Origin of the sequence: Gordonia namibiensis NBRC 108229 (genome assembly GCF_000298235.1) — a bacterium.
Taxonomy (GTDB): domain Bacteria; phylum Actinomycetota; class Actinomycetes; order Mycobacteriales; family Mycobacteriaceae; genus Gordonia; species Gordonia namibiensis.
The window spans coordinates 86,188-112,279 of the sequence record NZ_BAHE01000020.1 but is presented as its reverse complement, the minus strand read 5'-3'; the positions used below and the strand labels follow the sequence as shown (position 1 = coordinate 112,279).

The following is a 26,092-nucleotide window of genomic DNA, read 5'->3' as shown; positions in this document are numbered from 1 at the left end:
CGGTCAGTCGTCGTCCTCGGCCTCGCGCTCGCGCCGCGCCGCCTCGATCACCTCGGGTGGAGCCGGCTTCCGCAGCCAGGCCTGCATCCGCAGCAACCCGCCGGCGACCGTGCAGATGGCAACCACGGTGATGATGATCCAGAACGCAGTGGACATGGGCCCATTGTCCGCCTACCGACGTCGAGGCGACACCGGTTCGACCCGGCCGCCGACCCGGCACCGGCCCGACCGTCGGTGTGGAACCATCGACAGGGTGAAAGCCATCGTCGTCGAATCCGAGAACCTGTCCGTGCAGGACGTGCCCGACCCGTCGCCGGCTGCCGGTGAGGTGGTGATCGACGTGGTCGCGGCCGGGGTCAACCGCGCCGACATCCTCCAGCGCGCCGGGAACTATCCGCCGCCGCCCGGTGCTTCGGAGACACTCGGCCTCGAGGTGTCCGGGCAGATCTCCGCACTCGGTGACCAGGTCTCGGGCTGGGCGGTGGGCGACGAGGTGTGCGCCCTGCTGGCCGGTGGGGGTTATGCGGAGAAGGTCGCCGTCCCCGCCGAGCAGGTGATGCAGGTCCCGCGCGGGGTCGACCTGGTGTCGGCGGCGGCGCTGCCCGAGGTCGCCTGCACCGTGTCCTCGAACATCTTCGACACCGCGGGACTGACCACCGGCGAACTCCTCCTGATCCACGGCGGGTCCAGCGGCATCGGCACCCACGCGACGCAGCTCGCGCATGCAATGGGCGCCCGGGTCGCGGTCACCGCCCGCACCCAGGCCAAGCTCGAACGCTGCCGCGAGTACGGTGCCGAGATCCTGATCGACTACACGCGTGACGATTTCGCCGCGGTCCTGAAGGAGAACGGCGGCGCCGACGTCATCCTCGACATCATCGGCGCCAAGTACCTGTCGTCGAACATCAAGGCACTGAGCACCGACGGTCGTCTGGTCATCATCGGTATGCAGGGCGGCACGAAGGCCGAACTCCCCATCGGCCTGCTGCTCGCCAAGCGACTGTCGGTGATGGGCACGACGCTGCGTGCGCGTCCCGTTCACGGACCCGGCGGCAAGGCCGAGGTGGTCGCCGCGACGGTCGGCCGCACCTGGCCGCTGATCGAATCCGGCAAGGTCGTGCCGGTCGTCGACCGCACCTTCCCGCTCGCCGACGCCGCCGCCGCGCACGACCACCTCAACAGCGGCGACGCCATCGGAAAGGTCTTGCTGACGATCGACTGAGCGAGCCCTTCGCGGCTTGTCGCCTTGCCCTCACCTCGGAGCCCGACCGCCGAACCTCAACTCGACCGGCAGACGTCGATCGAAGTCTGCCGGTCGGGTTGACGTCGACCGGTAATTGGGTGGGCGAAGGGGGCTGACGGTCAACGAGCCCTCAGGGGGCGGCAGGTTGCTCGGCGGCGTCGACCGCCTCCCGGATCTTGCGGAATGCCGTCCCGAGGCAGGCGAACTCGTCGGGGCTCATCGCGTCGACCACGAACCTGCGGATGACGCGGTCGCGGAGCGAGACGTGGGAGGCCAGGGTTCGGTGGCCTTGTTCGGTGAGGCGGACGAGTCGGTGCCGACCGTCCGCTTTGGACTCGAGGCGTTCGACATCGCCGACGTCATTGAGCCGCGCGATCATGCGCGACACCGTGCTCACCCGCATGTGCACGGTGTCGGCGACCTCGCTGACCCCCAGCTTCGGCGATTGTGAGATGGCCTCGAGGATGCGCAGGTCGGACAACGCCATTCCGCGCTTCACGAACTCGTCGTTGACGCATGCGAAGAGGGCCCACCCGCCGTCGACGAGATTGAGCCAGCTCTCCGCCTCGGCTGAGGTGAGCGACCGTGGAGGACCTGATGCTGGATCTTCCTGTTTTCCCGACACAAGATGCCAACATACACGGTGGTTAATTTTGTGCGCGCGATAGTGAATTACGTGCAGAAACGCTGCACACGCCCCTAGGCGAACGAACCGAGGGTACGTACCAGGTGGTCGACCTCGTACGGCGTTGAATAGGGCGCGAGGCCTACGGTGACGGCACCGCCGAAGTCGGGGGCGCCCATACGGACCAGCGCTCGGTTGGGCACGTCGGCGAGCGCGCACACGCCGTTGTCGGCGAGCCTACGGACCACCTTGTCGGCGCTGACACCGTCGACGGTGAAGCTCACCAGCGGCACCCGGTTCTCCTCGGTGCCGACCACGTTGACGTGGTTGAGCTGGGTCAGCGTCGTCACCAGGTAATAGGTCAGACGCTGCAGGTACTCGTAGACACCGTCGAGTGACGTGACCAGACGCCGACGGCGTTTGCCGATGCCGTCCTCGTCCAAGCCCGCGATGTGTTCGACGGAGGCCACCAGTCCGGCGAGCATCGACCCCTGGTGTGGTTCCGGTTCGAGTCGTGCCGGGCCCTTGGCGGCCGGGTCCATCGACATCAGCCGTAGACGGTCGATGACCTGGGGTTCGCGGAACACCATCGCCGACATGCGCGGGCCGCCCCAGCGTTCGGCGGAGACCACCAGGACGTCGGCACCGAGTTCGTGGATGTCCAGCGACAGGTAGGGCGCGGCATTGGTGGCGTCGACGACGAACAGTGCGCCCGCCTCGCGGACCAGCGGGGTGATCTCACTGATGTCGGTGATGGCGCCGGTCGTCGACGAGGCGAGGGTCACCGCGACGACCTCGGTCTCGGGGGTGACGAGGTCACCGAACTGCCATGCCGGCAGCGCGCCGCTCTCGACGTCGACCTCGGCCCACCGGATGCGGCCGGCATACCGTTCGGCCGCGCGGACCCACGGGACGATGTTCGGCTCGTCGTCCTGCCGGGTCACCACCACGTCGCCGCGCAGAAAGGCGTGCGGGGAGAGCGCCTCGGCGAGGCAGGCCAGCAGCGAGTAGCGCGAGGGGCCGAGGACCACTCCAGCGGCGTCGCCGCCCACGAGATCGGCAATCGCGCGTCGAGCGCTGTCGGTGACGTCCGCGGAAGCACGGGCCGACGGGTACACGCCACCGGGGGCCGCCGCGAGATGACGGAAGCTGGTGGTCACCGCCGTGGCGACCGAATCGGGGACCTGCATGCCCGCTTGCGGGTCGAGGTGAATCCAGCCGTCGCCGAGCGATGGAATCAATCCACGCACATAGGCGACGTCGAAAGCCATGGCACGAGGATAGACGCCCCTGCTCTCACCGTTCACCGCCTCCGGTCGGGTGCCGGCACACGAACGATCTGCGCGCCCGCCGAAGTGTCGGTCGGCCGGAATGGGCACAATGGTTGCCATGGCAATCGATGGCACTCCAGGACCCGGTTCGATGCCCGGCGGCCCCTTCGGCGCGGGTGACTCCGACAACGTGATCGTGGTGGGCGCCGGCGCGGACGGTTCGAAGTCCGACGACGAGTCGTCGGAGTCGACGAGCGTCGCCGACATGGTCGAGCAGCCCGCGAAGGTCATGCGCATCGGCACGATGATCAAGCAGCTCCTCGAAGAAGTACGGGCCGCACCTCTCGACGAGGCCTCGCGTAACCGGTTGCGCGAGATCCACGAGTCGTCGATCCGCGAACTCGAAGAGGGGCTCGCACCCGAGTTGCGCGAAGAACTCGAGCGACTGGCACTGCCGTTCTCCGATGAGCAGACGCCGTCCGATGCCGAGCTCCGCATCGCCCAGGCCCAGCTCGTCGGCTGGCTGGAAGGCCTCTTCCACGGCATCCAGACAGCGCTGTTCGCCCAGCAGATGGCCGCCCGCGCACAGCTCGAACAGATGCGTCAGGGTGCGCTGCCCCCGGGCATGCCGGGAGCCGGCGGTGGTCCGGGGCACAGCACCGGCCAGTACCTCTGACTCCCGGCGCGGGTACGCTGACTCCTCGTGTCAGCGGTAGTAGACGACGACGCGATACCCGCGCGTCCCGAGAGTTCTGAGTCACGCACCTTCGCGCGTGCAATCAAGGACCTCCGCGACGGTCTCGCCAGCCGCGAGCTGTGGTTCCACCTGGGTTGGCAGGACATCAGGCAGCGGTATCGCCGGTCCGTGCTGGGTCCGCTGTGGATCACCATCGCCACCGGCGTCACCGCCACCGCGATGGGCCTGCTGTACGGCGAGCTGTTCGGCATGGACATCAAGGTGTTCCTGCCGTACGTCGCGCTGGGCTTCATCTTCTGGAACTTCATCCAGACCTCGATCCTCGACGGCGCGGAGGTGTTCGCGAAGAACGAGGGGCTGATCAAACAGCTCCCGGCCCCGGTCAGCGTGCACGTCTACCGGGTCGTGTGGCGGTCGCTGATCATCTTCGCCCACAACGTGGTGATCATCGTGATCATCTTCGCGATCTTCACCCCGCCACTGAACTGGACGGTGTTCCTCGTCGTACCCGCGATCGGCCTGTACGTGCTGAACGCGGTGTGGGTGACGATCGTCTTCGGCATCCTGTCGACCCGCTTCCGCGACATCGGTCAGCTCCTGACCACCGCGGTACAGCTGGTGTTCTTCATGACGCCGATCATCTGGACGACGTCGAGCCTGAGCAGCGCGACCGGCGAGACCTCGTCGCGGCTGAAGCTGGTCGAGCTGAACCCGATGTTCCACTACCTCGAGATCGCGCGCGGACCGCTGCTCGGCGAGCCGGTGGAGTTCTACCACTGGGCCGTCGTCCTCGGATGCACCGCCGTCGGCTGGGTTCTGGGCATGCTGGTGATGCGCAACTACCGCGCCCGCGTGGCGTACTGGGTGTAGGGACGAGACTGATGGCCAAGAACAACAACCTCGGGGACAACCGGGTCCGCGTCGATACGTGGGATGCCTGCGTCGACTTCCCGATCTTCGACGCCAAGACGCGTTCGCTGAAGAAGTCCGTCCTCGGCGCCGCCGGCGGTGTCATCGGCTCCAACGCGTCGAATGTCGTGGTCGTCGAGGCGCTCAAGGACATCAACCTGCACCTCAAGCACGGCGACCGCATCGGTCTCGTCGGCCACAACGGCGCCGGCAAGTCGACGCTGCTGCGTCTGCTGTCGGGTATCTACGAGCCCACCCGTGGTGCGTGCCGGGTGCAGGGACGCGTGGCCCCGGTCTTCGACCTCGGTGTCGGCATGGACCCCGAGATCTCGGGCTACGAGAACATCATCATCCGCGGCATGTTCCTGGGCATGACCCGCAAGGAGATGCTGAAGAAGATCGACGACATCGCGGAGTTCACCGAGCTCGGCGACTACCTGCAGATGCCGCTGCGGACTTACTCCACCGGTATGCGCGTGCGCATCGCACTCGGCGTGGTGACGTCGATCGATCCGGAGGTCCTGATCCTCGACGAGGGCATCGGCGCCGTCGACGCCGACTTCATGAAGAAGGCCCGCGGCCGTCTGCAGGCGCTCGTCGAACGCTCCGGAATCCTGGTCTTCGCCAGCCACTCCAACGAGTTCCTCGCCCAGCTATGCGATCGCGCGCTGTGGATCGACCACGGCCAGATCCGCATGGACGGTGGCATCGAAGAGGTCGTCGAGGCCTACGAGGGCCCGGGCGCCGCAGCCCACGTCCGCAAGGTGATCGCCCAGGTCAAGGCCGACTCGGAGGGTACGGCCTAGTGGTACAGGCCCGGCCCGAGAAGGTGATCGCGGTGGTGGTGACCCACCGTCGCGTCGAACTGCTTGCCGAGTCGTTGAAGGTGGTGTCCGGTCAGGACCGGCCCGTCGACCACCTCATCGTCGTCGACAACGCCGACGAACCCGAGGTCGCCGAACTCGTTGCCGCCCAGCCTGTTCCCACCACGTACCTGGGGTCGCAGCGCAACCTCGGCGGCGCAGGCGGTTTCGCGCTGGGCATGCTGCATGCGCTCGCTCTCGGTGCCGATTGGGTCTGGTGCGCCGACGACGACGGCCGGCCCGACGGATCGTCGGTGCTGTCGACGCTGCTCGACTGCGCGAAGCGTCACGATCTCGACGAGGTGTCGCCGGTGGTCGCCAACCTCGACGACCCGGACACCCTTGCGTTCCCACTGCGGCGGGGACTCGTGTGGCGCCGAAAGCGTTCTGAGCTGTTTGCCGACGGTGAAGCGCAGTCTGATGACTTGCTGCCCGGCATCGCGTCGCTGTTCAACGGCGCGCTGTTCTCTGCCGAGTGCCTCGAGCAGGTCGGCGTCCCCGACCTGCGGCTGTTCTTCCGCGGCGACGAGGTCGAGGTGCACCGGCGCCTGGTGCGCTCCGGCGTGAAGTTCGGGACCTGCCTGCGTGCCGGGTACCTGCATCCGGACGGTTCCGCGGAGTTCCGCCCGATCCTGGGCGGCCGCATGCACACCCAGTACCCGGACAACGACACAAAGCGCTACTTCACCTACCGCAACCGCGGCTACCTCATGAGCCAACCCGGGATGCGCAAGCTGCTCCCCCAGGAGTACGCCCGCTTCGGCTGGTTCTTCCTTGTGCAGCAACGAGATCCGAAGGCGTTCGCCGAGTGGGTGCGGCTGCGCGGGCTGGGTCGTCGGGAGCGCTTCACGCGGCCCTGAACTGGTACGCGAATTTGCTGCGGCAGTTGGTTCCGAATACCGGGACCAACTGCCGCAACTTTTTCAGCGCCCGACGCGCGGGGTCATTCCGAGCGCGGCGACGCCGCCGACCACCCCGATGGCGGCGAGCACCCACCACGCCGACACGAAGGCGTCGTGGACGTCGTCGTAGAGCACCGCGGTCCCGACGATGGCGACGAACAGGCTGACTCCCAATGACATTCCGATCTGTCGGCTCATGCTGACCACCGCACTGCCGGTCGCCGCCTGATGGGCGGTTAGGTCTGCCGTCGCCGAGGACAGGATGGACGGCATCGCGAAGCCGACACCGATGCCGCCGATGAGCCAGCCGGGCAGCATCTCGGTCGCGAAGTCCGGGCTGGCGTCGACCGACAGCGCGACCATCGCGATGCCGACGGCGAAGAGGACGCACCCCACCGCCACCAGCACTCCGACCGGAACCCGCGTACTCAGGCGGTCGGCAACCGCGGCGAAGATCGGGACCATGAGAGGACCGGTGGACACGGCCAGCCCGGTGGTGATCGCCGAGAATCCCCAGACCTGTTGCAACCAGAGAACATTGGCTAGTAGGGCACCGGCGAACGGGATCGAGAAGAGCAACATCGCCACATTGGCGTAGGAGAAGGTCCGGACCCGCAGCAGCGCCGGGTCGATGACGGGTTCGGCATGGCGTCGGGAACTGACGACGAATCCCGCGAACGCCACCAGCGCCACAATCCACGCGCCGACGATGCGGGGGTCCGCCCATCCCCACTCACTGCCCTGGACCAGCCCCAGGGTCAACGCGCCCACCGAGACCACGAGCAGGCCGGCGCCGAGAGCGTCGGGAAATGCGGTCACGGTGTCGTTTCGAGAGCGGACGAGAACGAGCGCACCCGCGATGAGAGCGGCGATGCCCACCGGGATGTTCACCAGGAACACCCACCGCCACGACGCCTCGACCAACAGGCCTCCCACGGCGGGACCGAAAGCGGCGGCGAGCGCACCCGTGGCAGCCCAGATCTTCACCCCGCGCGCACGACGCTCCGGCGGCAGCGTCGACACCACGAGCCCGAGGCTTGCCGGCGTCAGGATCGCTGCACCCACAGCCTGCAGCCCGCGGAACGCGACCAGCCACCAGACTCCCTGTGCCGCAGCACAGGCGGCACTGGCGACGGTGAAGAGTGCGAGGCCGAGCAGGAATCCACCCTTGCGCCCGTAGCGGTCGACGATCCGACCTGCCGGAACGAGCAATGCCGCATAGAGAATCGCGTACGCGTTGAGAATCCACGACATCGCGGACAGGCTTGCGCCGCCGAAATCGGCGCTGATGTCGTCGAAGGCCACATTGACGATGAACACGTCCAGGCTCGCCATGAACGCGGCGCCAGACAAGATGAGCAGCGTGAGTCCAGGGCGGGTGAGTGCCGACGACGCTGCGGGCGAATCGGTTTCGGTGCGTGTGGAGGTCATCGGGCCGACCACCCCACGACGCGGCGGCTCTGCCGAGCGGAGGCGAGGAGCCGACCGTTGCGGTCACGCAGAGTGGTGTCGTCGACGGACCAACCGCCCGACGTGGAGATGTTGCGGGTGTGCACGAGGATCGGCGCGGGTTCGGGATCGTCGAGCGGTGCGGTGATGTGCATCGAGAAGGCGACGGTGGGGATGGCCAGGGGTGCGGTCAGAGTGGGGAAGACGGCGGGCGGTAGACAGTCGGCCAGCAGGCCGAGGTATGCCGCGTCGAGCGACATGGGGATGCGCGTGGCGATCCACGCACGCATCCACGGGTCGTCGGCACCGGTCAGCGGCAGCGGGCCGTCGACCGGGCGGAGGTCGAGGTGACCGCCCATGGGGACGATCTCCGGCGGGATGTTGAACTGTGCGAGCCCCTCCGGACCCGGCACGGCCGCCGCGATGTCGACGATGTCATCGTGAGCTGCGTCGCCGCCCCGTCCTGCCGTCACCGAGGCGATCGCGATCTCCCCGGTTCCCTGCGTGACGGCCACGTCGATGATCCGCGTGTGCCGGCCGACCTTCCGGACCGATGGCGTCAGGATGAGTTCGCCGCCGGCCGGTTTGCCGACGAACCGCAGGTCCACCGCACGGACTGACGCCCCTGGGACGGCATCGGCCGCGACGTGCACGGCGAGCGCGACGATCGCCCCACCGAAAGGACCCGACCAGCCCCACCAGCTCTGGTCGATGGTGGCCGCCCATCGCCCCGAACCGACCGGCAATGCCCCGAATTCTTCCGCCAGACCGTTGGCAGCATCCCGCTGCCTGCTGAGTTGTTTCATGAAACTCATGCAAGCAGGTTGAGTTGCTTCATGCAACCCACTATCGTCGAGGCATGCGCCGCGCTTCCTTCACCGACATGAACTGCTCCGTCGCCCAGAGCCTGGAGATCGTCGGCGAGTGGTGGACCCTGCTCATCGTCCGCGACGCCCTGTTCGGCGTGACGCGGTTCGACGAGTTCTCGACACGACTCGGCATCGCCCGCAACGTCCTGACCCAGCGCCTGGACACCCTCGTAGAGCACGGAGTGATGACCAAGGAGCCCTACCAGGACAACCCGGTCCGCTACGACTACCGCCTCACCGACAAGGGTCGCGATCTGTGGACGGTCGTCACCGCACTACGCCAGTGGGGCGACAAGTGGACCACCGACGACGGCGTCCCAGTGGAGTCGACGCACTCTTGCGGCAACACGATGACCGTCGAACCTCACTGCTCGGCCTGCGGCGAGCACGTCGAACTGGCCGACCTCCGCGTGCGCCCGGGGCCGGGCGCACGGGAGAACAACCCTCTTTCCGGATTGACGCGTTAGCTTCCACCTGCGTCGATGTCGGACCCTTCCCGCGCAAACTAGAACGTGTTCTACTGTGGGGAGAGTTCCGTCTGGACGTCCTTGAGGAGCAAGATGCGGTTCACTTTCGCCGAGGCCATGACCGACCCGTCGTACTACGCGCCGCTCGCGCAGGCCGCGGAGAAAGCGGGTTACGCCGGCTTCACCATCCCCGACTCGCTCGCCTACCCCGAGGAATCGGACGCCAAGTACCCGTACACCCCCGACGGCAACCGCGAGTTCCTCGACGGCAAGGCGTTCATCGAGACCTTCATCCAGGCCGCGGCACTGGGTGCGGTCACCTCGACGATCCGCTTCACCCCGTTCGTGCTCAAACTCCCCGTTCGCCCGCCGGCCCTGGTCGCCAAGCAGGCCAGCTCGGTCGCGTACCTCACCGGCAACCGCCTCGCACTCGGCGTCGGCACGAGCCCGTGGCCGGAGGACTACGACTTCATGGGTGTGGACTTCCGCCGACGCGGCAAGCGGATGGACGAGTGCATGGACATCATCCGTGGCCTCACCACAGGCGAATACTTCGAGTTCCACGGCGAGTTCTACGACATCCCGAAGATCAAGATGACACCCGCTCCCACCGAGCCGATCCCGCTGCTCGTCGGCGGTCACGCCGACGCCGCGCTGAAACGGGCGGTGATCCGTGGCGACGGCTGGATGCACGGCGGCGGCCCGCACGAAGAGCTCGACACCCTCCTCGATCGGATCAACGAGATCCGCAAGGCCGAGGGCAAGACGAACGACCCCTTCGAGATCCATGTGATCTCGACGGACGCCTACACCGTCGACGGATGTAAGCGACTCGAGGACAAGGGGATCACCGACGTGATCGTCGGCTTCCGGCTGCCCTATGTGAAGGGCGACGACACCGAGCCACTCCAGACGAAGATCGATCATCTGAACTGGTACGCGGACAACGTGATCGCGAAGGTCAACGGCTGATCCGGTTGCCTGCCAGCAGGATTCGCCCCGATCTCTGATCGCGCCACCGGTGAACCGGCACGGTTGCACGGGTCCCACACCTGGGGCAGACTGCAGAACACGGACGATGCAGACCCCAGGTGTGAGCGATCACCGGGTGGGAGGACAGCGATGACCGATTCACCCGGTGGGTCGGCCTCGTGGTCGGGGCAGGGGCCGGTCGGGTGAGGGGTCGATCTCGCCTGAGCAGGCGTACCTTCTTCAAGGCCGCGGGGGTCACCGGTACGGCGCTTCTCGGTGCCTCGGCACTTGCCGCATGCGGCGGGTCGTCGGCGTCGCCGAACACGTTGCGCGTGGCCATCGCCGGCGAACCCGACCAGCTCGATCCCCAGAAATCCAGTTCGTACTTCACGTTCGAGGTCCTCGAGAACGTCTTCGACACCCTCGTCGAACCCGACGAGAACCTGCAGATGCAGCCGGCTCTCGCCGAGAGCTGGGAGGTCAGCCCCGACGCCCGGCAGTGGACGTTCCTGCTGCGGCCCGACGTCACCTTCCACAACGGCGACCCCCTCACCGCCGCCGACGTGGAGTTCTCGTTCCGACGCATCCTCGACGAGGAACTGTCCAACGCCTGGAAACTCGAGGCCGTCGAATCGATCACCGCGCTCGACGACCGGCGCGTACAGTTCACCGTCCGCGAGCCCACCCCGAACCTGCTCACCAACATCGGCGGCTTCAAGGGGTTGGCGATCGTCAACCGGCGCAACGTCGAATCCGGCGAGATCGCCACGAAACCCGTGGGGACCGGCCCGTTCTCGTTCGTCTCCCGCTCCCCCGGCGCCTCGATCGTGCTCGAGTCCAACCCCGACTACTGGGGCGGCCCGCCGGCCATCGACGGCGTGAACTACAGCTTCATCTCGCAGGGCACGACCGCGGTGTCGGCGCTGCGCTCTGGTGAGATCGATTGGACGGACGCGATTCCCGCACAGCAGCTGAGCATCCTGTCCCGGGACGACACGCTCGAGGTCGGCACCGTCACGGCGAACGACTACTGGTACGTCACGATGAACTTCGACGCCAAACCGTTCGAGGACACCCGGGTACGTCAGGCCGTCGCCTACGCCATCGATCGCCCGTCGATCGCGCAGGTCGTCGGATACGGCACCGCCACACCCAACGAGCTCGCCATCCCCTCGACCAGTCCGTGGTTCGCTCCCTACGACCGTTACACCGCGGGCCTCGACCGCGCCCAGGCCGTCGACAAAGCGAAAAGCCTGCTGCGCGAAGCCGGTATCACGTCGATGGACATGCGGCTCATGGTCACCACCGAGTATCCCGAGACCGTGACCGCGGCACAGGTCATCGCGTCGAATCTCGCCGACGTCGGGATCGACGTCAAGATCGAACAACTCGATTTCGGTGCCTGGCTCGACCGCCAGGCCGCCGGCGACTTCGACGCCCTCCTACTCGGTTGGCTCGGCAACATCGATCCCGACGACTTCTACTACGCCCAGCATCATTCGAAGGGGACATCGAACTCGCAGAAGTACTCCAACCCGCAGGTCGATGCATTGCTCGACCGGGGACGCACCGAACTCGACGTCGAAATCCGCAAGGGCATCTATGCCGACGCCGCCGGTCGGATAGCCGACGACGTCAGTTACCTGTACCTCTACAACCCGTCTGCCACGCAGGCGTTTTCGAAGGAACTCCACGGGTACACGGTCCGGTCCGACAAAGCCGTCCGGTTCCGGTCCGCCCGGCTGGAGAGGAGCTGACGTGACCGCGCTCCGTTCCCCGCTGCTGCGCTTCATCCTCATCCGGCTCGCCTACACCGTCGCCGTGCTGCTCGGCGTGATCGTCGCGGTCTTCTTCCTCATCCAGATCGTGCCCGGCGACCCGGTCCGCATCGCGCTCGGCACGCGGTACACGCCGGAATCGTATGAGGCGCTGCGCAGTGCTTCCGGCCTGGACCAGCCACTGGCGAACCAGTTGTTCGCCTATGTCGGCAACGCTTTCACCGGCGATCTCGGGGTGAGCTTCCGCAACGGCGAACCCGTCACGACCATGCTGTTCGACCGCCTGCCCGCCACCATCACGCTCGCCCTCGCCGCCATCGTGGTGGCACTGCTCATCGCGATCCCGCTGGGGTCGTGGGCGGCTCTCCGCGAAGGTCGCATGGCCGACAACGTCATTCGCGTCATCAGCCAGTTCGGCATCTCGGTTCCGGACTTCTGGATGGGCATCCTGCTGATCGGTCTCTTCTCGACCGCGCTCGGTTGGCTTCCGTCGGCGGGGTATCAACCGTTCGCCGACGGTCCGCTCGGTTGGTTCGAGCATCTCGTCCTGCCCGCGGTCACGGTCGGGGTCGTGACCGGCGCGATCATGACGCGGTACGTGCGGTCGTCCGTGCTCGAAGTGGCGAACACGCCGTTCGTCACGACCGCCGAGTCAAAGGGCCTGAGCAAGAAGAAGATCATGCTCGACCACGTGGGCCGCAACGCACTGGTTCCCGTCCTCACCATCTCCGGCATCCAGTTCGCCGGACTGCTCGGTGGCGTCATCGTCGTGGAGGTCGTGTTCGCCTGGCCGGGTCTGGGACTGCTGGTCTACGACTCGGTCGCGGCCCGCGACTACCCGGTGCTGCAGGGCGCCATCCTGCTGATCGCGGTGATCTTCCTGCTCGTGAACCTCGTCGTGGACATCCTCTACGCCGTCATCGACCCGAGGATCCGGTTGTCATGATCCCCACCGCACCCGAAACCCCCGCGGCCACGGACTCGGCCTGGCGACTGCTGCTCCGCAACCGGGCGTCGGTCGCGGGGCTGGTCATCATCGCGGTGGTCGTCCTCGCCGCGATCCTCGGACCGTTCATCGCGCCCTACGGCGCCAACGCGATCGACGTGCCGAATGCACTGCAGGCACCGAGCTGGTCGCATCTGTTCGGCACCGACGACCTCGGCCGCGACGTCTTCTCCCGGGTCGTGCTCGCGGCGTCGGTGAGCCTGCGGGTCGCGGTGATCGCCGTGGCGATCTCGCTGACCGTCGGCGTGATCCTGGGCATGGTCGCGGGATTCGCCGGTGGGGTACTCGACACCGCCCTCATGCGCATCGTCGACGTGGTGTTCTCGTTCCCTGTGCTCCTCCTGGCACTCGCGATCGTCGCGGTCCTGGGACCCGGTGTCACGTCGGCGATGATCGCCATCGGCGTCGTCTACATCCCGATCTTCGCCCGCGTCGCCCGCGCGGACACCTTGCGGGTGCGCCAGACCCAGTACGTGCAGTCGGCCCGCACGATGGGCGTGCGCACCTCCCGCATCCTGTTCAGCCATGTGCTGCCGAACATCTCGGGACCGGTCATCGTGCAGACCTCGATCTCTCTCGCGTTCGCCATCCTGTCGGAGGCGGCACTGTCCTTCCTGGGACTAGGTGTGCAGCCGCCCGACCCGTCGTGGGGCCGGATGCTCTTCGACGCCCAGGGCTTCATCACCACCGCCTGGTGGATGGGCGTCTTCCCGGGCCTCGCGATCCTGTTCACCGTGTTCGCGTTCAACCTGATCGGCGACGGGGTGCGCGACGTGCTCGATCCGCGACAGCGCACACTGCTGCGCAACCGCGGACACGACCGCGGGTCCGCGACCGTTGCGACGGCGAAGCCGAAGCCGGCACGCGCCGTCGCCGAGGACACGGTGCTCGACGTGGAGGACCTCATCGTCGGGGTGGGGCCGCGAGAGATCGTGCACGGCATCAGTTTCACGGTCGCACGCGGCGAGACCCTCGGCATCGTCGGCGAGAGCGGATCGGGGAAATCGCTGAGCGTGCTGTCGGCGACCGGCCTGTTCGACGCCCCGAGCGCCTACGTCCGCGGATCTGCCCGACTCGGCAAGACCGAGATCGTCGGTGCCACCCCGTCGACGCTGCGTGCCCTCCACGGGACGAAGGTCGGGTTCGTCTTCCAGGACCCGTCGTCGAGCCTCAATCCGTTGCTCACCATCGAACAGCAACTCACCGAGGGACCCCGCCGACACCTCGGCCTCAACCGCGCCCAGACGCACGACCGCGCGCTCCAGCTGCTGCGCGACGTGAACCTGCCCGATCCCGAAAGCCGTTTGCGCGCATACCCGCACCAGCTGTCGGGCGGCCAGCGCCAACGCGTGATGATCGCCATCGCCCTCGCCTGCGACCCCGAGCTGCTCATCGCCGACGAGGCGACCACCGCCCTCGACGTGACCACACAGGCACAGATCATCGACCTCGTCGCCGACCTACAGCGCAAACGCGGGATGGCGGTGATCTGGATCAGCCACGATCTCGGGGTGATCGGCCGAATCGCGGACCGCGTGATGGTCATGCGTTCGGGTCGCATCGTCGAAAGCCGAGAGGTGGCAGCACTCTTCGACGACCCGCAGGACGAGTACAGCCAGAAGCTCCTCGACTCGCGGCCGCTGTTGAGCAAGGTCGAGGACCGGGACGCCGGTGTGGGACCGGCGAAGGACGTCGCCGAGAAGCCGGTGCTGCAGGTACGCGGGCTCGGCGTCGAGTACGTGGTGCGCGGACCGACGGGTCGGCACGTGGTGCATGCGATCGACGGGGTGGATCTCGAGGTGGCACGCGGCCGGACCCTCGGCATCGTCGGCGAGTCGGGGTCGGGGAAGTCCACGGTCGCAGGCGTTGTCACCGGGTTGATCACCTCCGGCCAGGGAACGACGGTGACGGGCAGCGTCACGGTCGCCGTCGACGGGCGCGAGGTCGAGGCGGTGGGCGTCCGCGGTGCCGACGAGGCGCTGCTCCGACGCCGGGTCGCGATGGTGTTCCAGGATCCGACTGCGTCACTGGATCCGCGGATGACGGTCGCCGCGTCGATCGCCGAGCCGCTCCGCGCACACGGACTGACGTCCGGACGCGACGAGATGCGGAGTCGTGCGCAGCAATTGCTCGACGACGTCAGCCTCGACGCGTCCTTCCTCGGCCGCTATCCGCACGAGCTGTCCGGCGGACAGCGGCAGCGCGTCTGCATCGCGCGTGCGTTGGCCTCCGAACCGGAGATCCTCATCCTCGACGAGTCGACGGCGTCTCTCGACGTGTCGGTGCAGGCAGGCGTCCTCGACCTGCTGCGCGGCCTCCAGCGCGACAAGGGGCTGACCTTCCTGTTCATCGCGCACGACCTCGCCGTCGTCGAGCAGATCAGCGACACCGTCGCGGTGATGCAGAACGGCAGGGTCGTCGAGGCGGGACCGGCCTCGCAGATCCTGCACGATCCCGGAACCGAATACACCCGCAGCCTTCTCGCCGCGATTCCGCCGGAGGTGCCGCAGCGGGCTTGAGCTCGAGCTACCTGCGAAACGCGGCCTCCGCGGCGCGGAATCCTCCCCGAACGGGCGGCAAAGCGGTCAGCGGATGCGGAAGATGACCGCCCGCTGGACCACGAAGTTGATGACGGTCGCGGTGCCCTGCGCGATGACGAAGGCGATCGCCGAGTAGAGGGCGGTCTTCTCCCACAACGACGACAACCAGCTGTACAGACCCACGTTGACCACGAACGTGACCAGGTAGAGCAGCACGACCGCGATGAAGCGGGCAGCGCTCGGCTCCGCGCGGAAGGTCCAGCGACGGTTGATCAGGTACGCGACGGTGGTGCCGAGGATGAAGCCGAGTGCCTTGGCTACCCAGTCCGGGGTACCGACGATGTACTGCATGAACAGCGTCAGCCCGAAGTCGAGGACCGCCGACCCGGCACCGGTGACGATGAAGCGGATCAGCTGGGTCTTCAGGTCGACATCGGTCGACGCCTCTTCGTCGTCGAAGGGCAACTCGATCGGCATGGGCGCATGCCGCGTCTTGAAGTCCTCGTGATGATGCGGAGGCACTTCACCTGCGGGATCGTGGTTGCCGGAGTCGGGTCGAGACACGCTGACACCCTAGCTCGTTTCGATACGACCCCTCCGCAAGCTCCGGGGTCTACTCAACGAACAGGAGATACGGCTCGTCGCAAGCTCCTCGCCTACTCAACGAGCGGGACCTAGAACTCCTCGTCGACGTCCGAGTCGCGGGCGGCTCGTTCGCCGCGGTCGAGCGAGGCGAGATCGGCGAGGTCCGCGTCGTCGAGGACGAAGTCGAAGAGGTCGGCGTTCTCGACCTGGCGGCCTGCGTGCGAGGACTTCGGCACGACGCTGATGCCGTGCTGCACCGCCCACCGCAACGCGATCTGGGTCGGCGACTTGCCATACTTACGGGCGATCCGCAGGATTTCCGGGTCTCCCAGGACACCTTCCTTGCGGCCGGTCGGATGCCACGCCTGCGCATGAATCCCCTTCTCCGCCATGAATTCGCGAAGCTCGGTGCGCGGCAACGCCGGTGAGCACTGGATCTGGTTGAGCACCGGCCAGCACCCGGTCTCGTCGAAAAGCGTCTGCAGCTGGTGCTGTTTGAAATTCGACACACCGGGCGTACGCACGTAGCCCTCGTCGGCCAGGGTGAGCAACGCCTTCCACGAGTCGACCGTGCGCCCGAGACTCGGACAGGGCCAATGGATCAGGTAGACGTCGATGTAGCCGACGCCGAGTCGGCGGGCACTTTCCTTGGCGGCGTTGATCGCCTCGTCGAACCCCTGGTCACCGCCGCTGAGCTTGGTCTGGATGATGACCTCGTCTCGAGCGACGCCTGAACCGTGCACACCCATGCCGACACTGAGCTCGTTGCTGTAGCGCGGGGCGGTGTCGAGGAGCCGGTATCCCGCCTTGAGTGCGGCGCTGACCGCGCCGATGCACGGCCGGCCGAGCATGTTGTAGGTCCCGAGTCCCACGAGAGGAATCGACTGACCGTTGCTGAGCTCGACCGAGGGGATGTCCACCAGACAAGGATAGGTCGGCAGCGACCCCCGGTCGCTTCGCCGAGACCAAACTGGAAACCGGCAGCGGCACGGAAACTGCTCGGGTACGGCACGAATAGTCGCCGTCCCGAGGTGTACGGGGCGCATGAGTGCCTTTACTGTTCTGAACATGTCTGCCCTCACGTCCAGATCACCGGTGTCGCGCACCACGCGAACACTCGTCTCCGTCGTCACCGGCCTCGGCATGGTCCTGCTCGCACTCGGATCGACCGCGCCGGCACACGCGGATGACGCGGTCTCCGTCGGCATCCCGAACTGGTCCGGTCTCGATGTCACCGAGTACTCCGGCCCCATCCCGGCCAAGGCAGGCACGCTCATCGCCAAGGTTCCGCTCGCCGACGAGCTCAACCTCCCCGCGGCCGGTGACGCCTACCGCATCCAGTACTCGTCGCTGAACCAGCACGGCAAGATGGCGACGGGCACCGGTGCGGTGTTCCTGCCCAAGGGCAAGGCCCCGGCCGGCGGCTGGCCGATCATCTCCTGGGCACACGGCACCGTCGGCATGAACGACGACTGCACGCCGTCGGCCTTCCCGCGCAGCGAGCGCGACCAGAAGTACCTGGGCCACTGGCTCGAGCAGGGTTACGCCGTCGTGGCCGCCGATTACGTCGGTCTGGGCACCCCGGGCCTGATGGCCTACCTGAACGGCGTCACCGCGGCGCACGCGATCGTCGACATCGTCGTCGCCTCGCATCAGATGGATCTGCCCTTCGCCAAGCGCTGGGCGATCATCGGTCAGTCGCAGGGCGCAGCAGCCGCGCTGAACGGCGCTCGTTACGCCACCGAGTTCAGCCGTGGATCGGGTCTGGACTACCGCGGCGTCGTCGCCACCGGCATCCCGGCCAACCTCGAGTACCTGTACCAGAACCTGGGACCGGTCGTCCCGCCGGTGAACCTGCCCGGCGGACTGAACGCCTACACCGCCTACATCCTGGCCGGGTTCAACGACACCCGCCCGGACATGAACATCACCAAGGTCATGACGCCGAAGGGCATCGCACGCCTGGCCGAGGGTCGCACCACCTGCTACCCGATCCTCAAGAAGTCCCTCGCCGGTGACGACGTGCGGACCTGGTTCCGCGCACCGCTGATGTCGATCCCGGGGCTGAGCCCCGCGCTGCACAAGTACATGGCGACGCCGTACAAGGGTTACGACCGTCCGATCTTCCTGGGCCAGGGCCTGCGTGACGTCGATGTGCCGGCACCGTCGGCGCTGTCGCTCTACGCACAGATGAAGGCCAACAACCAGCCCGTCGAGCTGTTCGTCTACCCCGAGGACGACCACTCCAGCGCGGTTCTCGCCTCGATGAAGGACTCCACCCCGTTCGTGGCCCGCATCCTGCGCTGACCCGAGAATCACAGGACGCCTCTGCGGTGTCCGTCGATCTGAGACCCTTTAAGCGATGGGCACAGGATCGATGGGCACCGCAGTTGCTTCTTATGACGACGTCATCATCGGCGCGGGACACAACGGCCTGACCGCCGCCGCCTATCTCGCGCGCGCCGGTCGACGGGTCCTCGTCCTGGAGAAGGCAGACCACGTCGGCGGGGCGACCGTCTCGGCGATGCCCTTCCCCGGTCTCGCTGCCCAGCTGTCGCGGTTCTCGTATCTGGTCTCGCTGATGCCCCGCGAGATCATCACCGACCTCGACCTCGACATCTCGCTGATCCGACGCCGCTACTCGTCGTACACACCGCTGCCGTCGGACCCGACGCGCGGCATCCTCATCGACACCCAGGACGACGACGCGACCGCGGAATCCTTCCGCCGGGTGATCCGTGCCGATCGCGTCGGGGCCGACGCCGTGGGCTATTCCAACGCCGCTTTCATGGCGTGGCAGTCCTTCTACCGCCGCGTCGGCACCATCGCCCAGCGCGTCTTCCCGACCCTCACCGAGCCTCTGCGGACCGCCGCCGACATGCACGAACTCGCGGTCGGCACCGACACCTCCGACGCCGAGCTGTGGGAGGCGCTCACGACGCTCCCCCTCGGCACGCTGCTCGGCCAGTACTTCGACCACGACCTGCTGCGCGGTATCGCCGCCACCGACGGCCTGATCGGCACATTCGCCGACCTCGACGACCCGTCGCTGCGGCAGAACATCTGCTTCCTCTACCACGTGATCGGCGGCGGGTCCGGCGACTGGGACGTCCCGGTCGGGGGCATGGGAGCGGTCTCGGGCGCGCTGTACCAGGCCGCGACGTCGGCGGGCGCCGAGATCTGCACCGGCGTCACCGTGACCGGCGTCGACCCCGCCGACGGAACCGCCGAGTACTCCGACCGCATCCACGGCACACGCACGGTCCGCGGTTCGATGCTCTACGCCGCCTGCGCACCGCAGGTCCTCAACACGCTGCTCGACGACCCGATCGCCTGCGAGGCGCAACCGCGCGGCTCGCAGTTGAAGATCAACCTCCTGCTCGACCGTCTCCCCCGACTCCGCGACGAGTCGGTGTCACCGGAGGCGGCGTTCGCGGGCACCTTCCACATCAACGAGTCCGCGAGCCAGCTCCACGAGGCCTGGCGGCAGGCCTCACGCGGCGAGGTCCCGGAACTACCGCCGTGCGAGATCTACTGCCACACCCTCTCCGACCGGTCCATCCTCGGACCCGAGCTCGACGGCAAACACACCCTCACGCTGTTCGGGCTGCACATGCCGCCCGACGTCTTCGACGAGCCGGGCGCCGTCGAGCACGCGGTGGGCGCGACCTTCGCCTCGCTCAACATGCTCCTGGCCGAACCGATCCAGAATGTCATCGCCCGCGATCTCGACGGCCGCCCGTGTATCGAGACGAAGACGCCGCAGGACCTCGAAGAGGTACTCGGGCTGCCCGGCGGCAACATCTTCCACCAGTCGCTGCGATGGCCCTGGGCCGAGACCGCGACGGAGGTCGGCACCTGGGGCGTGGAGACCCGCCACCCGCGGTTGCTGCTCTGCGGCGCCGGCGCACGACGCGGCGGGGGCGTGAGCGGCATCCCGGGCCGTAACGCGGCGGCGGCGGTGCTGGGACACGCCGAACTCGGCGTGCTGCGGTAGCCCGACACCACAGCGCCGCGAAAGTGCGACGCCTGTCGCAGGTCGTCTCTCATCGTCGGCGCAGGGCGGCCGAGTACTCTCTTCACCGATGTCTACTGAAGAGTTGTTGCCGATCACGACCCGCAAGCTGGTGGGTTGGTCTCGCACCACCCCGATCGAGGGGCACGTGCTGTCCACGCCGTATCCCGAGGTCATCGCCGAGGCGGTCGCCCGCGTCGCCGACGACAACGCGGACAAGCCGGACTACCTCAAGCGCGGTGTCATCGCCCGCGGGCTCGGCCGTTCGTACAACGAGTCCGGCCAGAACAGCGGCGGTCTCACGATCGACATGACCCCGCTGACCAGGATCTACGCCATCGATGAGGAGACCGCGACGGTCGACCTCGACGCCGGCGTCTCCCTCGACACCCTGATGCAGGCCGCGCTCCCGTACGGCCTCTGGGTGCCGGTGCTCCCAGGCACGCGTCAGGTCACCGTGGGTGGTGCGATCGCGCACGACATCCACGGCAAGAACCACCACAGCCAGGGCAGCTTCGGCAACCACGTCGTCGAGATGCAGCTCCTCGTGGCCGACGGTCGCATCCTGACGCTCACCCCGGACGGCTCCGGCGACGACCCGAACGGCGAACTGTTCTGGGCGACGGTCGGCGGCATCGGCCTCACCGGCATCGTGCTGCGCGCGAAGATCCAGATGAAGCGCACCGAGAGTGCCTACTTCATCGCCGACACCGCACGCACCGGGTCCCTGCAGGAAACGCTCGACCTGCACCTGCAGGACGGTTTCGAGGACGGCTACGAGTACGCGTCGGGCTGGTTCGACACCATCAGCGCACCGCCGAAGCTCGGTCGCGGCACCTTCTCGCGCGGCAATCTGGCGCGCGTCGACGAGCTGCCGGAGAAGTACCGCGACAACCCGCTGTCGTTCAACAACAAACCGCTCGTGCGGTTCCCGGACGTCTTTCCGCGCGGGCTGGCCAACAAGCTCAGCTTCTCCGCTGTCGGCGAGGCGTACTACCGGATCGGCCCGCCCAGCGAGGGCAAGGTCAAGAATCTGGCGCAGTTCTACCACATGCTCGACGTGTTCGGTGACTGGAACAACGCCTACGGTCGCGGCGGCGGATTCTGCCAGTACCAGTTCATCGTGCCCACCGGTAACGAGGCCGAGTTCACCAACCTCATCGAGCACATCCAGGCGTCGGGGCACGTCAGCTTCCTCAACGTGATCAAGCTGTTCGGCGACGGCAACAAGGCGCCGCTCAGCTTCCCGTTCAAGGGCTGGAACGTCTGCCTCGACTTCCCGGTCAAGGCCGGGCTCGCCGAGTTCCTCAACGATCTCGACCGTCGGGTGATGGCCATGGGCGGACGCCTCTACACCGCGAAGGACTCGCGGACATCGGCGGCGAACTTCCGCTCGATGTACCCGCGCATCGACGAGTGGATCGCCACGCGGCGTCGGATCGACCCCAACCGGGTGTTCATGTCCGACATGGGCCGTCGACTCGAACTCGCCTGACCCACAACCGGTTCCGACCCTCATACCACCTTTGCGGCCCACCGGCCGCAGACCACCGAAAGCGAGAAGACCCACGATGATGAACGCCGTCGGCGTCCCACAGTCCATCCTGGTCCTGGGCGGGAGCTCGGAGATCGGGCTCGCCATCACCGCCGAGTACCTGAGCAAGGGGCCGGCCCGGGTCATCCTCGCCGCCCTGCCGGGTGACCCGTCCGTCGAGGCCGCGGTCGAGAAGGCCAAGAAGGCCGGCGCCACCGAGGTCAGCGTCATCGACTTCGACGCCCGCGCCACCGACACCCACCGCGACGTGATCGAGAAGGCCTTCGCCGACGGCGACGTCGACGTGGCCATCGTCGCCTTCGGCATCCAGGGCGACGACGAGCAGGCCTGGCAGGACCACGGTCTCGCGGTCGCCGAAGCCCAGATCAACTACACCGCAGCGGTTTCCGTCGGCGTGCTCCTCGGTGAGAAGATGCGCGCCCAGGGCCACGGCCAGATCATCGCGATGAGCTCGGTCGCCGGTGAGCGCGTCCGTCGCAGCAATTTCGTCTACGGCTCCACCAAGGCCGGACTCGACGGTTTCTACCTCGGACTCGGCGAGGCGTTGCGCCCCTTCGGTCCTCGCGTCCTCGTGATCCGTCCGGGTCAGGTCCGCACGCGACTGTCGGCGCACGTCAAGGAAGCGCCGCTGACCGTCGAGAAGGAAGACGTGGGGCGCCTGGCGGTCGCCGCGGCCACCAAGGGCAAGGAGATCGTCTGGGTCCCCGGGCCTTTCCGCTACATCATGATGGTCCTGCGCCACATCCCGCGCCCGATCTTCCGCAAGCTGCCCGTCTAGCAGCCCTCGACGCCGACTGCGATTGCGAGCGATGACGACTTCCGTAAGCGCTGACCGCCAGGACCCCACGACCGCGCCTCAGGAAGCAGACTCCGGTCCGACCACGGCCGCACGCCTGGGCCGGACAGCACTGCTCCTGCTGATGGCGGTGGTGGTCGGTGCGGTGGTGTCGATCATCGGTCTCAAGGCGATCGAGACCGTCAACTGGCCGGCCTTCAACTCGTCGAACGTGACCCGGTCGCTGACGACCGCCGGTCAGGTCCTCGCGATCGCGGTGCTCGTCGTCGTCGCACTGCTGTACCGCTACGGGAAAGGGCGGGTACTCGTCCCGTTCCTGTCGGCGGCGGCGATGTCGGCGTTCGTGACGGTCACCATCGGGATGCCCTTGGGCGCAACGCGTCTCTACCTCTTCGGCCTGTCCGTCGACCAGGAGTTCCGCACCGAGTACCTGACGCGGATGACGTCGAGTCCGCGCCTGGCGGACATGACCTACCCGGATCTGCCGCCGTACTACCCGGCCGGTTGGTTCTGGTGGGGCGGCCGGTTCGCGAATCTGCTCGGCCAGCCCGGGTGGGAGGCCTACAAGCCGTGGGCCATCGTGTCGATGGCGGTGGCCGCGGCGGTCGCCGTCCTCCTGTTCAATCGGATGTTCGGTGCGGATCGCGGGGTGGCACTGGGCCTCGCGGTGACCACGCTGGCGCTGTTGTACGCCTCGCCCGAGCCATACGCCGCGATCCTCGTGATCATCGGTGTGCCGATGATGATCGTCCTCACCTACGCACTGCGGGGACGCACACGCGCCGCCGAGGGGCCGGCCGGACCGCTCCGGGGTTCGACCAGTTGGCCCGCGGTGATCGGTGCCGGTGTCTTCCTGGGCATCTCGGCCGCGACCTACACGCTCTACACCGGCCTGTTCGCGCTGACCGCGATCCTCTTGGCCTGCTACTTCCTCGTCCAGGGCTGGCTCGCCGCGTCCAACAAGGCGACACCGACCCGGACCGTCAAGGCGCACCGCCGCGAGATCGTGGTCGCCGTCATGGGCCGACTCCTCTCGGTGGGCGTCATCGCCGGGCTCATCGCGCTGCTGGTCTGGGCGCCGTATCTGCTGAAGCGTCTGTCCAGCGCCCCGGCCAGCGGCGGAACCGCCGAACACTACCTTCCGGAGCGCGGGGCGACGTTCCCGCTGCCCATGTTCGGGGTCAACCTGGTCGGCGCGATCACGATGATCGGTCTGCTGTGGATTCTCCTGCGTTTCCGCACCCGCACCGTCGCAGTGGCCATGGGCGCCACCGTGATCACGGTGTACCTCTTCTGCCTGCTGTCGATGCTCATGACCGCTTTGGGCACCACCCTGCTGTCCTTCCGGCTCGAGCCGATCCTGGTGGCCGCGCTCGCCGCGGCCGGCGTCTTCGGCGTCGTCGACATCGGCCATTGGGCTGTGGGCAGGTTCGGCGACGTACGCGTCGTCGTGGGCGCGGTGGCCGTGCTCGCCGCGATCGCAGCGGCACAGAGCATCCCCGGTCATCTCGGCACGGAGATCACCACGGCGTACACCGACACCGACGGTTACGGAAAACGCGCAGACGAACGCCCGGCCGGCGCCGAGTCGTATTTCGCCGAGATCGACAAGCTCATCGGCGAGCAGACCGGCCGGCCGGCAACCGAGAACGTCGTCCTCACCGCCGATTTCGGATTCCTGTCGATCTACCCGTACTGGGGCTTCCAGGGACTGACCTCCCACTACGCCAACCCGCTGGCCGAGTTCGACAAGCGCGCCGCGGCCATCGCACGCTGGGCGAAGGCGGAGGACGCCGACCAGTTGGTCCGGCACCTCGACGAGTCACCGTGGAAGGCACCCGATGTCTTCCTGTTCCGGTACAGCTCCGACGGGTACTCCCTCCGCCTCGCCGAGGACGTCTACCCGAACGACCCGAACGTCAAGCGCTACACCGTCACCTTCGATCCCTCGGTCTTCGACGACCCCCGGTTCGAGGTCACCGAGGTGGGCCCGTTCGTCCTCGTCGTCCGGAAGTGATCGATGCGTCTCCCGATCAGCACCGCCCGGCCGCTGGAGATCACGCGCCTCGACGGTGACTCGTCGACAACGTATTTCGTCCACACCGACGTCGTGAACTGGGTGCTGCTGGAACAGGGCGGCGAGCTCACTCTCATCGACGGCGGCTACCCCGGACAGGCCGGGCAGGTCGTCGAATCGATCAACCGGATCGGCCGTCGTCCGGAGGACATCCGCGGTGCGCTGCTGACCCATGCGCACGTCGACCACCTCGGCGGACTCGCGAAACTGCAGGCGCGGTACGGATTCCCGGTCTACATGGATCCCGTCGAGGTCGACCACGCCCGGCGGCACCATCTTCAGCAGGCCAACGCGCTCGACCTCGCGCCACTCGCCGGCACCCGACGCCTGTGGTCCTGGCTCGCGAAGACCACACCTCTCGGGGTGTTGAGTCGGGCCGGACTGTCTGCGGCAGAGTCCTTCCCGGAGAAACTGGACCTGCCGGGGTCACCGATGGCCGTGGCCAGCCACGGTCACACCGACGGCCACAGCTCATACCTGGTCGGCGACGGGCGTGCCCTAGTCTCCGGTGATGCGCTGGTCAGCGGTCACGAGGTGTCGGCGATCGCCGGGCCACAATGCATTCCGTCGCCGTTCCAGCACGATGAGGCCACCGCGCGTCGGAGCGTCGAACGGTTCACCGAACTCGACGCCGAGCTGCTGCTTGCCGGACACGGGCCGCTGTATCGAGGCAGCGTCGCCGACGCGGCTCGCCGAGCGCTGGCGCTCTGAACTGTCGCCGAGCGCTGGCGCTCTGAACTGTCGCCGAGCGCTGGCGCTCTGAACTAGTCGCCGAACCCCACGAACGTGGCGGCTTCCTCGACCGTCTTGCGTTCGGAGACCACCGAATTGGCCGGGAACGTCTCATCCGGCCAGCCCAGCGCGATGCTCTTCATGATGACCTGGTCATCCGGTATCCCGGCATGTTCCCGGACCACGGGCGACTGCATGATGCCCTGGCTGTTGATCACCGCACCGAGACCGCGGGACCAGGCGGCGTTCACCAGCGCGGTGGAGACCGCTCCGCAGTCGAAGGGGGTGTCGTCGCTGCCGTCCAGGATGCGGTCGTAGGTCACGATGACACAGACCGGGGCATCGAACTGGCGGAATCCCCGTAGGACCCAGTCCTGTCGCATCTCCATGTCCTCGCGAGCGATGCCCATGGCGGTGAACAGCTGCTTCGCGACGCCCACCTGGCGATCACGATGGACGCCGGTGAACTTCTCCGCCCCGGTCCGGAACTCGCGGGAGTGCGGCACCCCCGCAAGGTTGCGTTCGGTGTTGCCCGCGCGGATACGATCGAGTGGTTCACCGGTGATCACGAAGAAGTTCCAGGGCTGGGTGTTCATGGAGGACGGCGCCCGCATGGCGAGCGCGAGGATCTCCTCGATGAGTTCCCGGGGCACGGGCTCCGGTGTGAAGCCGCGGATGCTGCGCCGCCCCAGGATCACGTCGTCGAACTGCATCGCTCCCTCTCGTCGGGCGATCCGGCCT

General features: G+C 67.4%; 24 protein-coding genes. 16 read left to right on the top strand and 8 right to left on the bottom strand.

Annotated features, from left to right (window positions below; all coding sequences use genetic code 11):
* Nucleotides 1–3 precede the first annotated feature (3 nt).
* Entirely contained in the window at nucleotides 4–156 is a 153-nt protein-coding gene (locus tag GONAM_RS22765) for a hypothetical protein (protein WP_006867125.1), read from the bottom strand.
* A 97-nt stretch (nucleotides 157–253) separates the two neighbouring features.
* Between GONAM_RS22765 and GONAM_RS12520 the strand changes: the two genes are divergently transcribed.
* Complete coding sequence (locus GONAM_RS12520) at nucleotides 254–1,222, top strand: NAD(P)H-quinone oxidoreductase (RefSeq protein WP_006867124.1); 969 nt, start codon at nucleotides 254–256, stop codon at nucleotides 1,220–1,222.
* 151 nt (nucleotides 1,223–1,373) lie between these two features.
* Here GONAM_RS12520 and GONAM_RS12515 read toward each other — a convergent pair whose 3' ends face one another.
* Entirely contained in the window at nucleotides 1,374–1,868 is a 495-nt protein-coding gene (locus GONAM_RS12515; RefSeq protein ID WP_006867123.1) for a MarR family winged helix-turn-helix transcriptional regulator, read from the bottom strand.
* Nucleotides 1,869–1,942: 74 nt separating this feature from the next.
* The gene (locus GONAM_RS12510) at nucleotides 1,943–3,139 is read right to left on the bottom strand and encodes a cysteine desulfurase-like protein (protein ID WP_040536298.1); all 1,197 of its coding nucleotides are present in this window, start codon (nucleotides 3,137–3,139) and stop codon (nucleotides 1,943–1,945) included.
* A gap of 118 nt (nucleotides 3,140–3,257) precedes the next feature.
* Between GONAM_RS12510 and GONAM_RS12505 the strand changes: the two genes are divergently transcribed.
* The 4 genes from GONAM_RS12505 to glfT1 are packed head-to-tail and all read left to right on the top strand — an operon-like array spanning nucleotide 3,258 to nucleotide 6,468.
* Entirely contained in the window at nucleotides 3,258–3,815 is a 558-nt protein-coding gene (locus tag GONAM_RS12505; RefSeq protein ID WP_083876419.1) for a bacterial proteasome activator family protein, read from the top strand.
* Between the two features lie 27 nt (nucleotides 3,816–3,842).
* Entirely contained in the window at nucleotides 3,843–4,706 is an 864-nt protein-coding gene (gene wzm / locus GONAM_RS12500; protein WP_006867120.1) for a galactan export ABC transporter permease subunit Wzm/RfbD, read from the top strand.
* Nucleotides 4,707–4,717: 11 nt separating this feature from the next.
* The gene (gene wzt / locus GONAM_RS12495; RefSeq protein WP_006867119.1) at nucleotides 4,718–5,551 is read left to right on the top strand and encodes a galactan export ABC transporter ATP-binding subunit Wzt/RfbE; all 834 of its coding nucleotides are present in this window, start codon (nucleotides 4,718–4,720) and stop codon (nucleotides 5,549–5,551) included.
* On the top strand, nucleotides 5,551–6,468 hold the full coding sequence (gene glfT1, locus GONAM_RS12490) for a galactofuranosyltransferase GlfT1 (protein ID WP_006867118.1): 918 nt from the start codon (nucleotides 5,551–5,553) through the stop codon (nucleotides 6,466–6,468). Before wzt ends, glfT1 begins: the two co-directional genes overlap by 1 nt.
* 63 nt (nucleotides 6,469–6,531) lie before the next feature.
* Here glfT1 and GONAM_RS12485 read toward each other — a convergent pair whose 3' ends face one another.
* Both GONAM_RS12485 and GONAM_RS12480 read right to left on the bottom strand, forming a co-directional pair.
* Nucleotides 6,532–7,941 carry a DHA2 family efflux MFS transporter permease subunit gene (locus tag GONAM_RS12485; protein ID WP_006867117.1) on the bottom strand — a complete coding sequence of 470 codons (1,410 nt, stop codon included), beginning with the start codon at nucleotides 7,939–7,941 and terminating at the stop codon, nucleotides 6,532–6,534.
* Nucleotides 7,938–8,765 (bottom strand): acyl-CoA thioesterase, encoded by an 828-nt coding sequence (locus tag GONAM_RS12480; RefSeq protein ID WP_006867116.1) that lies wholly within the window; start codon nucleotides 8,763–8,765, stop codon nucleotides 7,938–7,940. Before GONAM_RS12480 ends, GONAM_RS12485 begins: the two co-directional genes overlap by 4 nt.
* A gap of 53 nt (nucleotides 8,766–8,818) precedes the next feature.
* Between GONAM_RS12480 and GONAM_RS12475 the strand changes: the two genes are divergently transcribed.
* From GONAM_RS12475 to GONAM_RS12455, 5 genes are all read left to right on the top strand, one after another.
* Complete coding sequence (locus GONAM_RS12475) at nucleotides 8,819–9,295, top strand: winged helix-turn-helix transcriptional regulator (protein WP_006867115.1); 477 nt, start codon at nucleotides 8,819–8,821, stop codon at nucleotides 9,293–9,295.
* A 93-nt stretch (nucleotides 9,296–9,388) separates the two neighbouring features.
* Entirely contained in the window at nucleotides 9,389–10,267 is an 879-nt protein-coding gene (locus tag GONAM_RS12470; protein ID WP_006867114.1) for a TIGR03619 family F420-dependent LLM class oxidoreductase, read from the top strand.
* Nucleotides 10,268–10,470: 203 nt separating this feature from the next.
* Entirely contained in the window at nucleotides 10,471–12,024 is a 1,554-nt protein-coding gene (locus GONAM_RS12465; RefSeq protein ID WP_040536341.1) for an ABC transporter substrate-binding protein, read from the top strand.
* A gap of 1 nt (nucleotide 12,025) precedes the next feature.
* On the top strand, nucleotides 12,026–12,991 hold the full coding sequence (locus tag GONAM_RS12460) for an ABC transporter permease (protein ID WP_006867112.1): 966 nt from the start codon (nucleotides 12,026–12,028) through the stop codon (nucleotides 12,989–12,991).
* Nucleotides 12,988–15,570 (top strand): ABC transporter ATP-binding protein/permease, encoded by a 2,583-nt coding sequence (locus GONAM_RS12455; protein ID WP_006867111.1) that lies wholly within the window; start codon nucleotides 12,988–12,990, stop codon nucleotides 15,568–15,570. Before GONAM_RS12460 ends, GONAM_RS12455 begins: the two co-directional genes overlap by 4 nt.
* A 66-nt stretch (nucleotides 15,571–15,636) precedes the next feature.
* Here the strand turns inward: GONAM_RS12455 and GONAM_RS12450 are convergent, their stop codons facing one another.
* Nucleotides 15,637–16,155: a GtrA family protein gene (locus tag GONAM_RS12450; protein ID WP_006867110.1), complete on the bottom strand. Its 519-nt coding sequence runs from the start codon at nucleotides 16,153–16,155 to the stop codon at nucleotides 15,637–15,639.
* A 110-nt stretch (nucleotides 16,156–16,265) separates the two neighbouring features.
* Entirely contained in the window at nucleotides 16,266–17,096 is an 831-nt protein-coding gene (locus GONAM_RS12445; protein WP_006867109.1) for an aldo/keto reductase, read from the bottom strand.
* Nucleotides 17,097–17,244: 148 nt separating this feature from the next.
* Here GONAM_RS12445 and GONAM_RS12440 point away from each other — a divergent pair, with 148 nt between their 5' ends.
* The 6 genes from GONAM_RS12440 to GONAM_RS12415 all read left to right on the top strand — a co-directional run bounded on the left by GONAM_RS12440 (nucleotide 17,245) and on the right by GONAM_RS12415 (nucleotide 25,330).
* Entirely contained in the window at nucleotides 17,245–18,483 is a 1,239-nt protein-coding gene (locus GONAM_RS12440) for an alpha/beta hydrolase family protein (RefSeq protein ID WP_245548613.1), read from the top strand.
* Between the two features lie 70 nt (nucleotides 18,484–18,553).
* Nucleotides 18,554–20,173 (top strand): phytoene desaturase family protein, encoded by a 1,620-nt coding sequence (locus tag GONAM_RS12435; protein ID WP_006867107.1) that lies wholly within the window; start codon nucleotides 18,554–18,556, stop codon nucleotides 20,171–20,173.
* A gap of 88 nt (nucleotides 20,174–20,261) precedes the next feature.
* Entirely contained in the window at nucleotides 20,262–21,686 is a 1,425-nt protein-coding gene (gene dprE1, locus GONAM_RS12430) for a decaprenylphosphoryl-beta-D-ribose oxidase (RefSeq protein ID WP_040536286.1), read from the top strand.
* A gap of 76 nt (nucleotides 21,687–21,762) precedes the next feature.
* The gene (dprE2, locus tag GONAM_RS12425) at nucleotides 21,763–22,524 is read left to right on the top strand and encodes a decaprenylphospho-beta-D-erythro-pentofuranosid-2-ulose 2-reductase (RefSeq protein WP_005199206.1); all 762 of its coding nucleotides are present in this window, start codon (nucleotides 21,763–21,765) and stop codon (nucleotides 22,522–22,524) included.
* Nucleotides 22,525–22,555: 31 nt separating this feature from the next.
* On the top strand, nucleotides 22,556–24,559 hold the full coding sequence (locus tag GONAM_RS12420) for a galactan 5-O-arabinofuranosyltransferase (RefSeq protein WP_040536283.1): 2,004 nt from the start codon (nucleotides 22,556–22,558) through the stop codon (nucleotides 24,557–24,559).
* Nucleotides 24,560–24,562: 3 nt separating this feature from the next.
* Nucleotides 24,563–25,330 carry an MBL fold metallo-hydrolase gene (locus tag GONAM_RS12415; protein WP_006867104.1) on the top strand — a complete coding sequence of 256 codons (768 nt, stop codon included), beginning with the start codon at nucleotides 24,563–24,565 and terminating at the stop codon, nucleotides 25,328–25,330.
* A 53-nt stretch (nucleotides 25,331–25,383) separates the two neighbouring features.
* Here GONAM_RS12415 and GONAM_RS12410 read toward each other — a convergent pair whose 3' ends face one another.
* Nucleotides 25,384–26,064 (bottom strand): nitroreductase, encoded by a 681-nt coding sequence (locus tag GONAM_RS12410; protein WP_006867103.1) that lies wholly within the window; start codon nucleotides 26,062–26,064, stop codon nucleotides 25,384–25,386.
* Nucleotides 26,065–26,092 lie beyond the last annotated feature (28 nt).

Bases quoted from the DNA above. Each gene is read 5' to 3' on its own strand.
- dprE2 (WP_005199206.1), top strand. From the start codon at position 21,763: ATGATGAACGCCGTCGGCGTCCCACAGTCCATCCTGGTCCTGGGCGGG.
- GONAM_RS12475 (WP_006867115.1), top strand. From the start codon at position 8,819: ATGCGCCGCGCTTCCTTCACCGACATGAACTGCTCCGTCGCCCAGAGC.
- GONAM_RS12440 (WP_245548613.1), top strand. From the start codon at position 17,245: ATGTCTGCCCTCACGTCCAGATCACCGGTGTCGCGCACCACGCGAACA.
- GONAM_RS12480 (WP_006867116.1), bottom strand. From the start codon at position 8,765: ATGAAACAACTCAGCAGGCAGCGGGATGCTGCCAACGGTCTGGCGGAA.
- GONAM_RS22765 (WP_006867125.1), bottom strand. From the start codon at position 156: ATGTCCACTGCGTTCTGGATCATCATCACCGTGGTTGCCATCTGCACG.
- GONAM_RS12485 (WP_006867117.1), bottom strand. From the start codon at position 7,941: ATGACCTCCACACGCACCGAAACCGATTCGCCCGCAGCGTCGTCGGCA.
- GONAM_RS12420 (WP_040536283.1), top strand. From the start codon at position 22,556: ATGACGACTTCCGTAAGCGCTGACCGCCAGGACCCCACGACCGCGCCT.
- dprE1 (WP_040536286.1), top strand. From the start codon at position 20,262: ATGTCTACTGAAGAGTTGTTGCCGATCACGACCCGCAAGCTGGTGGGT.
- GONAM_RS12470 (WP_006867114.1), top strand. From the start codon at position 9,389: ATGCGGTTCACTTTCGCCGAGGCCATGACCGACCCGTCGTACTACGCG.
- GONAM_RS12455 (WP_006867111.1), top strand. From the start codon at position 12,988: ATGATCCCCACCGCACCCGAAACCCCCGCGGCCACGGACTCGGCCTGG.
- GONAM_RS12510 (WP_040536298.1), bottom strand. From the start codon at position 3,139: ATGGCTTTCGACGTCGCCTATGTGCGTGGATTGATTCCATCGCTCGGC.
- GONAM_RS12410 (WP_006867103.1), bottom strand. From the start codon at position 26,064: ATGCAGTTCGACGACGTGATCCTGGGGCGGCGCAGCATCCGCGGCTTC.
- GONAM_RS12415 (WP_006867104.1), top strand. From the start codon at position 24,563: ATGCGTCTCCCGATCAGCACCGCCCGGCCGCTGGAGATCACGCGCCTC.
- GONAM_RS12435 (WP_006867107.1), top strand. From the start codon at position 18,554: ATGGGCACCGCAGTTGCTTCTTATGACGACGTCATCATCGGCGCGGGA.
- GONAM_RS12505 (WP_083876419.1), top strand. From the start codon at position 3,258: ATGGCAATCGATGGCACTCCAGGACCCGGTTCGATGCCCGGCGGCCCC.
- wzt (WP_006867119.1), top strand. From the start codon at position 4,718: ATGGCCAAGAACAACAACCTCGGGGACAACCGGGTCCGCGTCGATACG.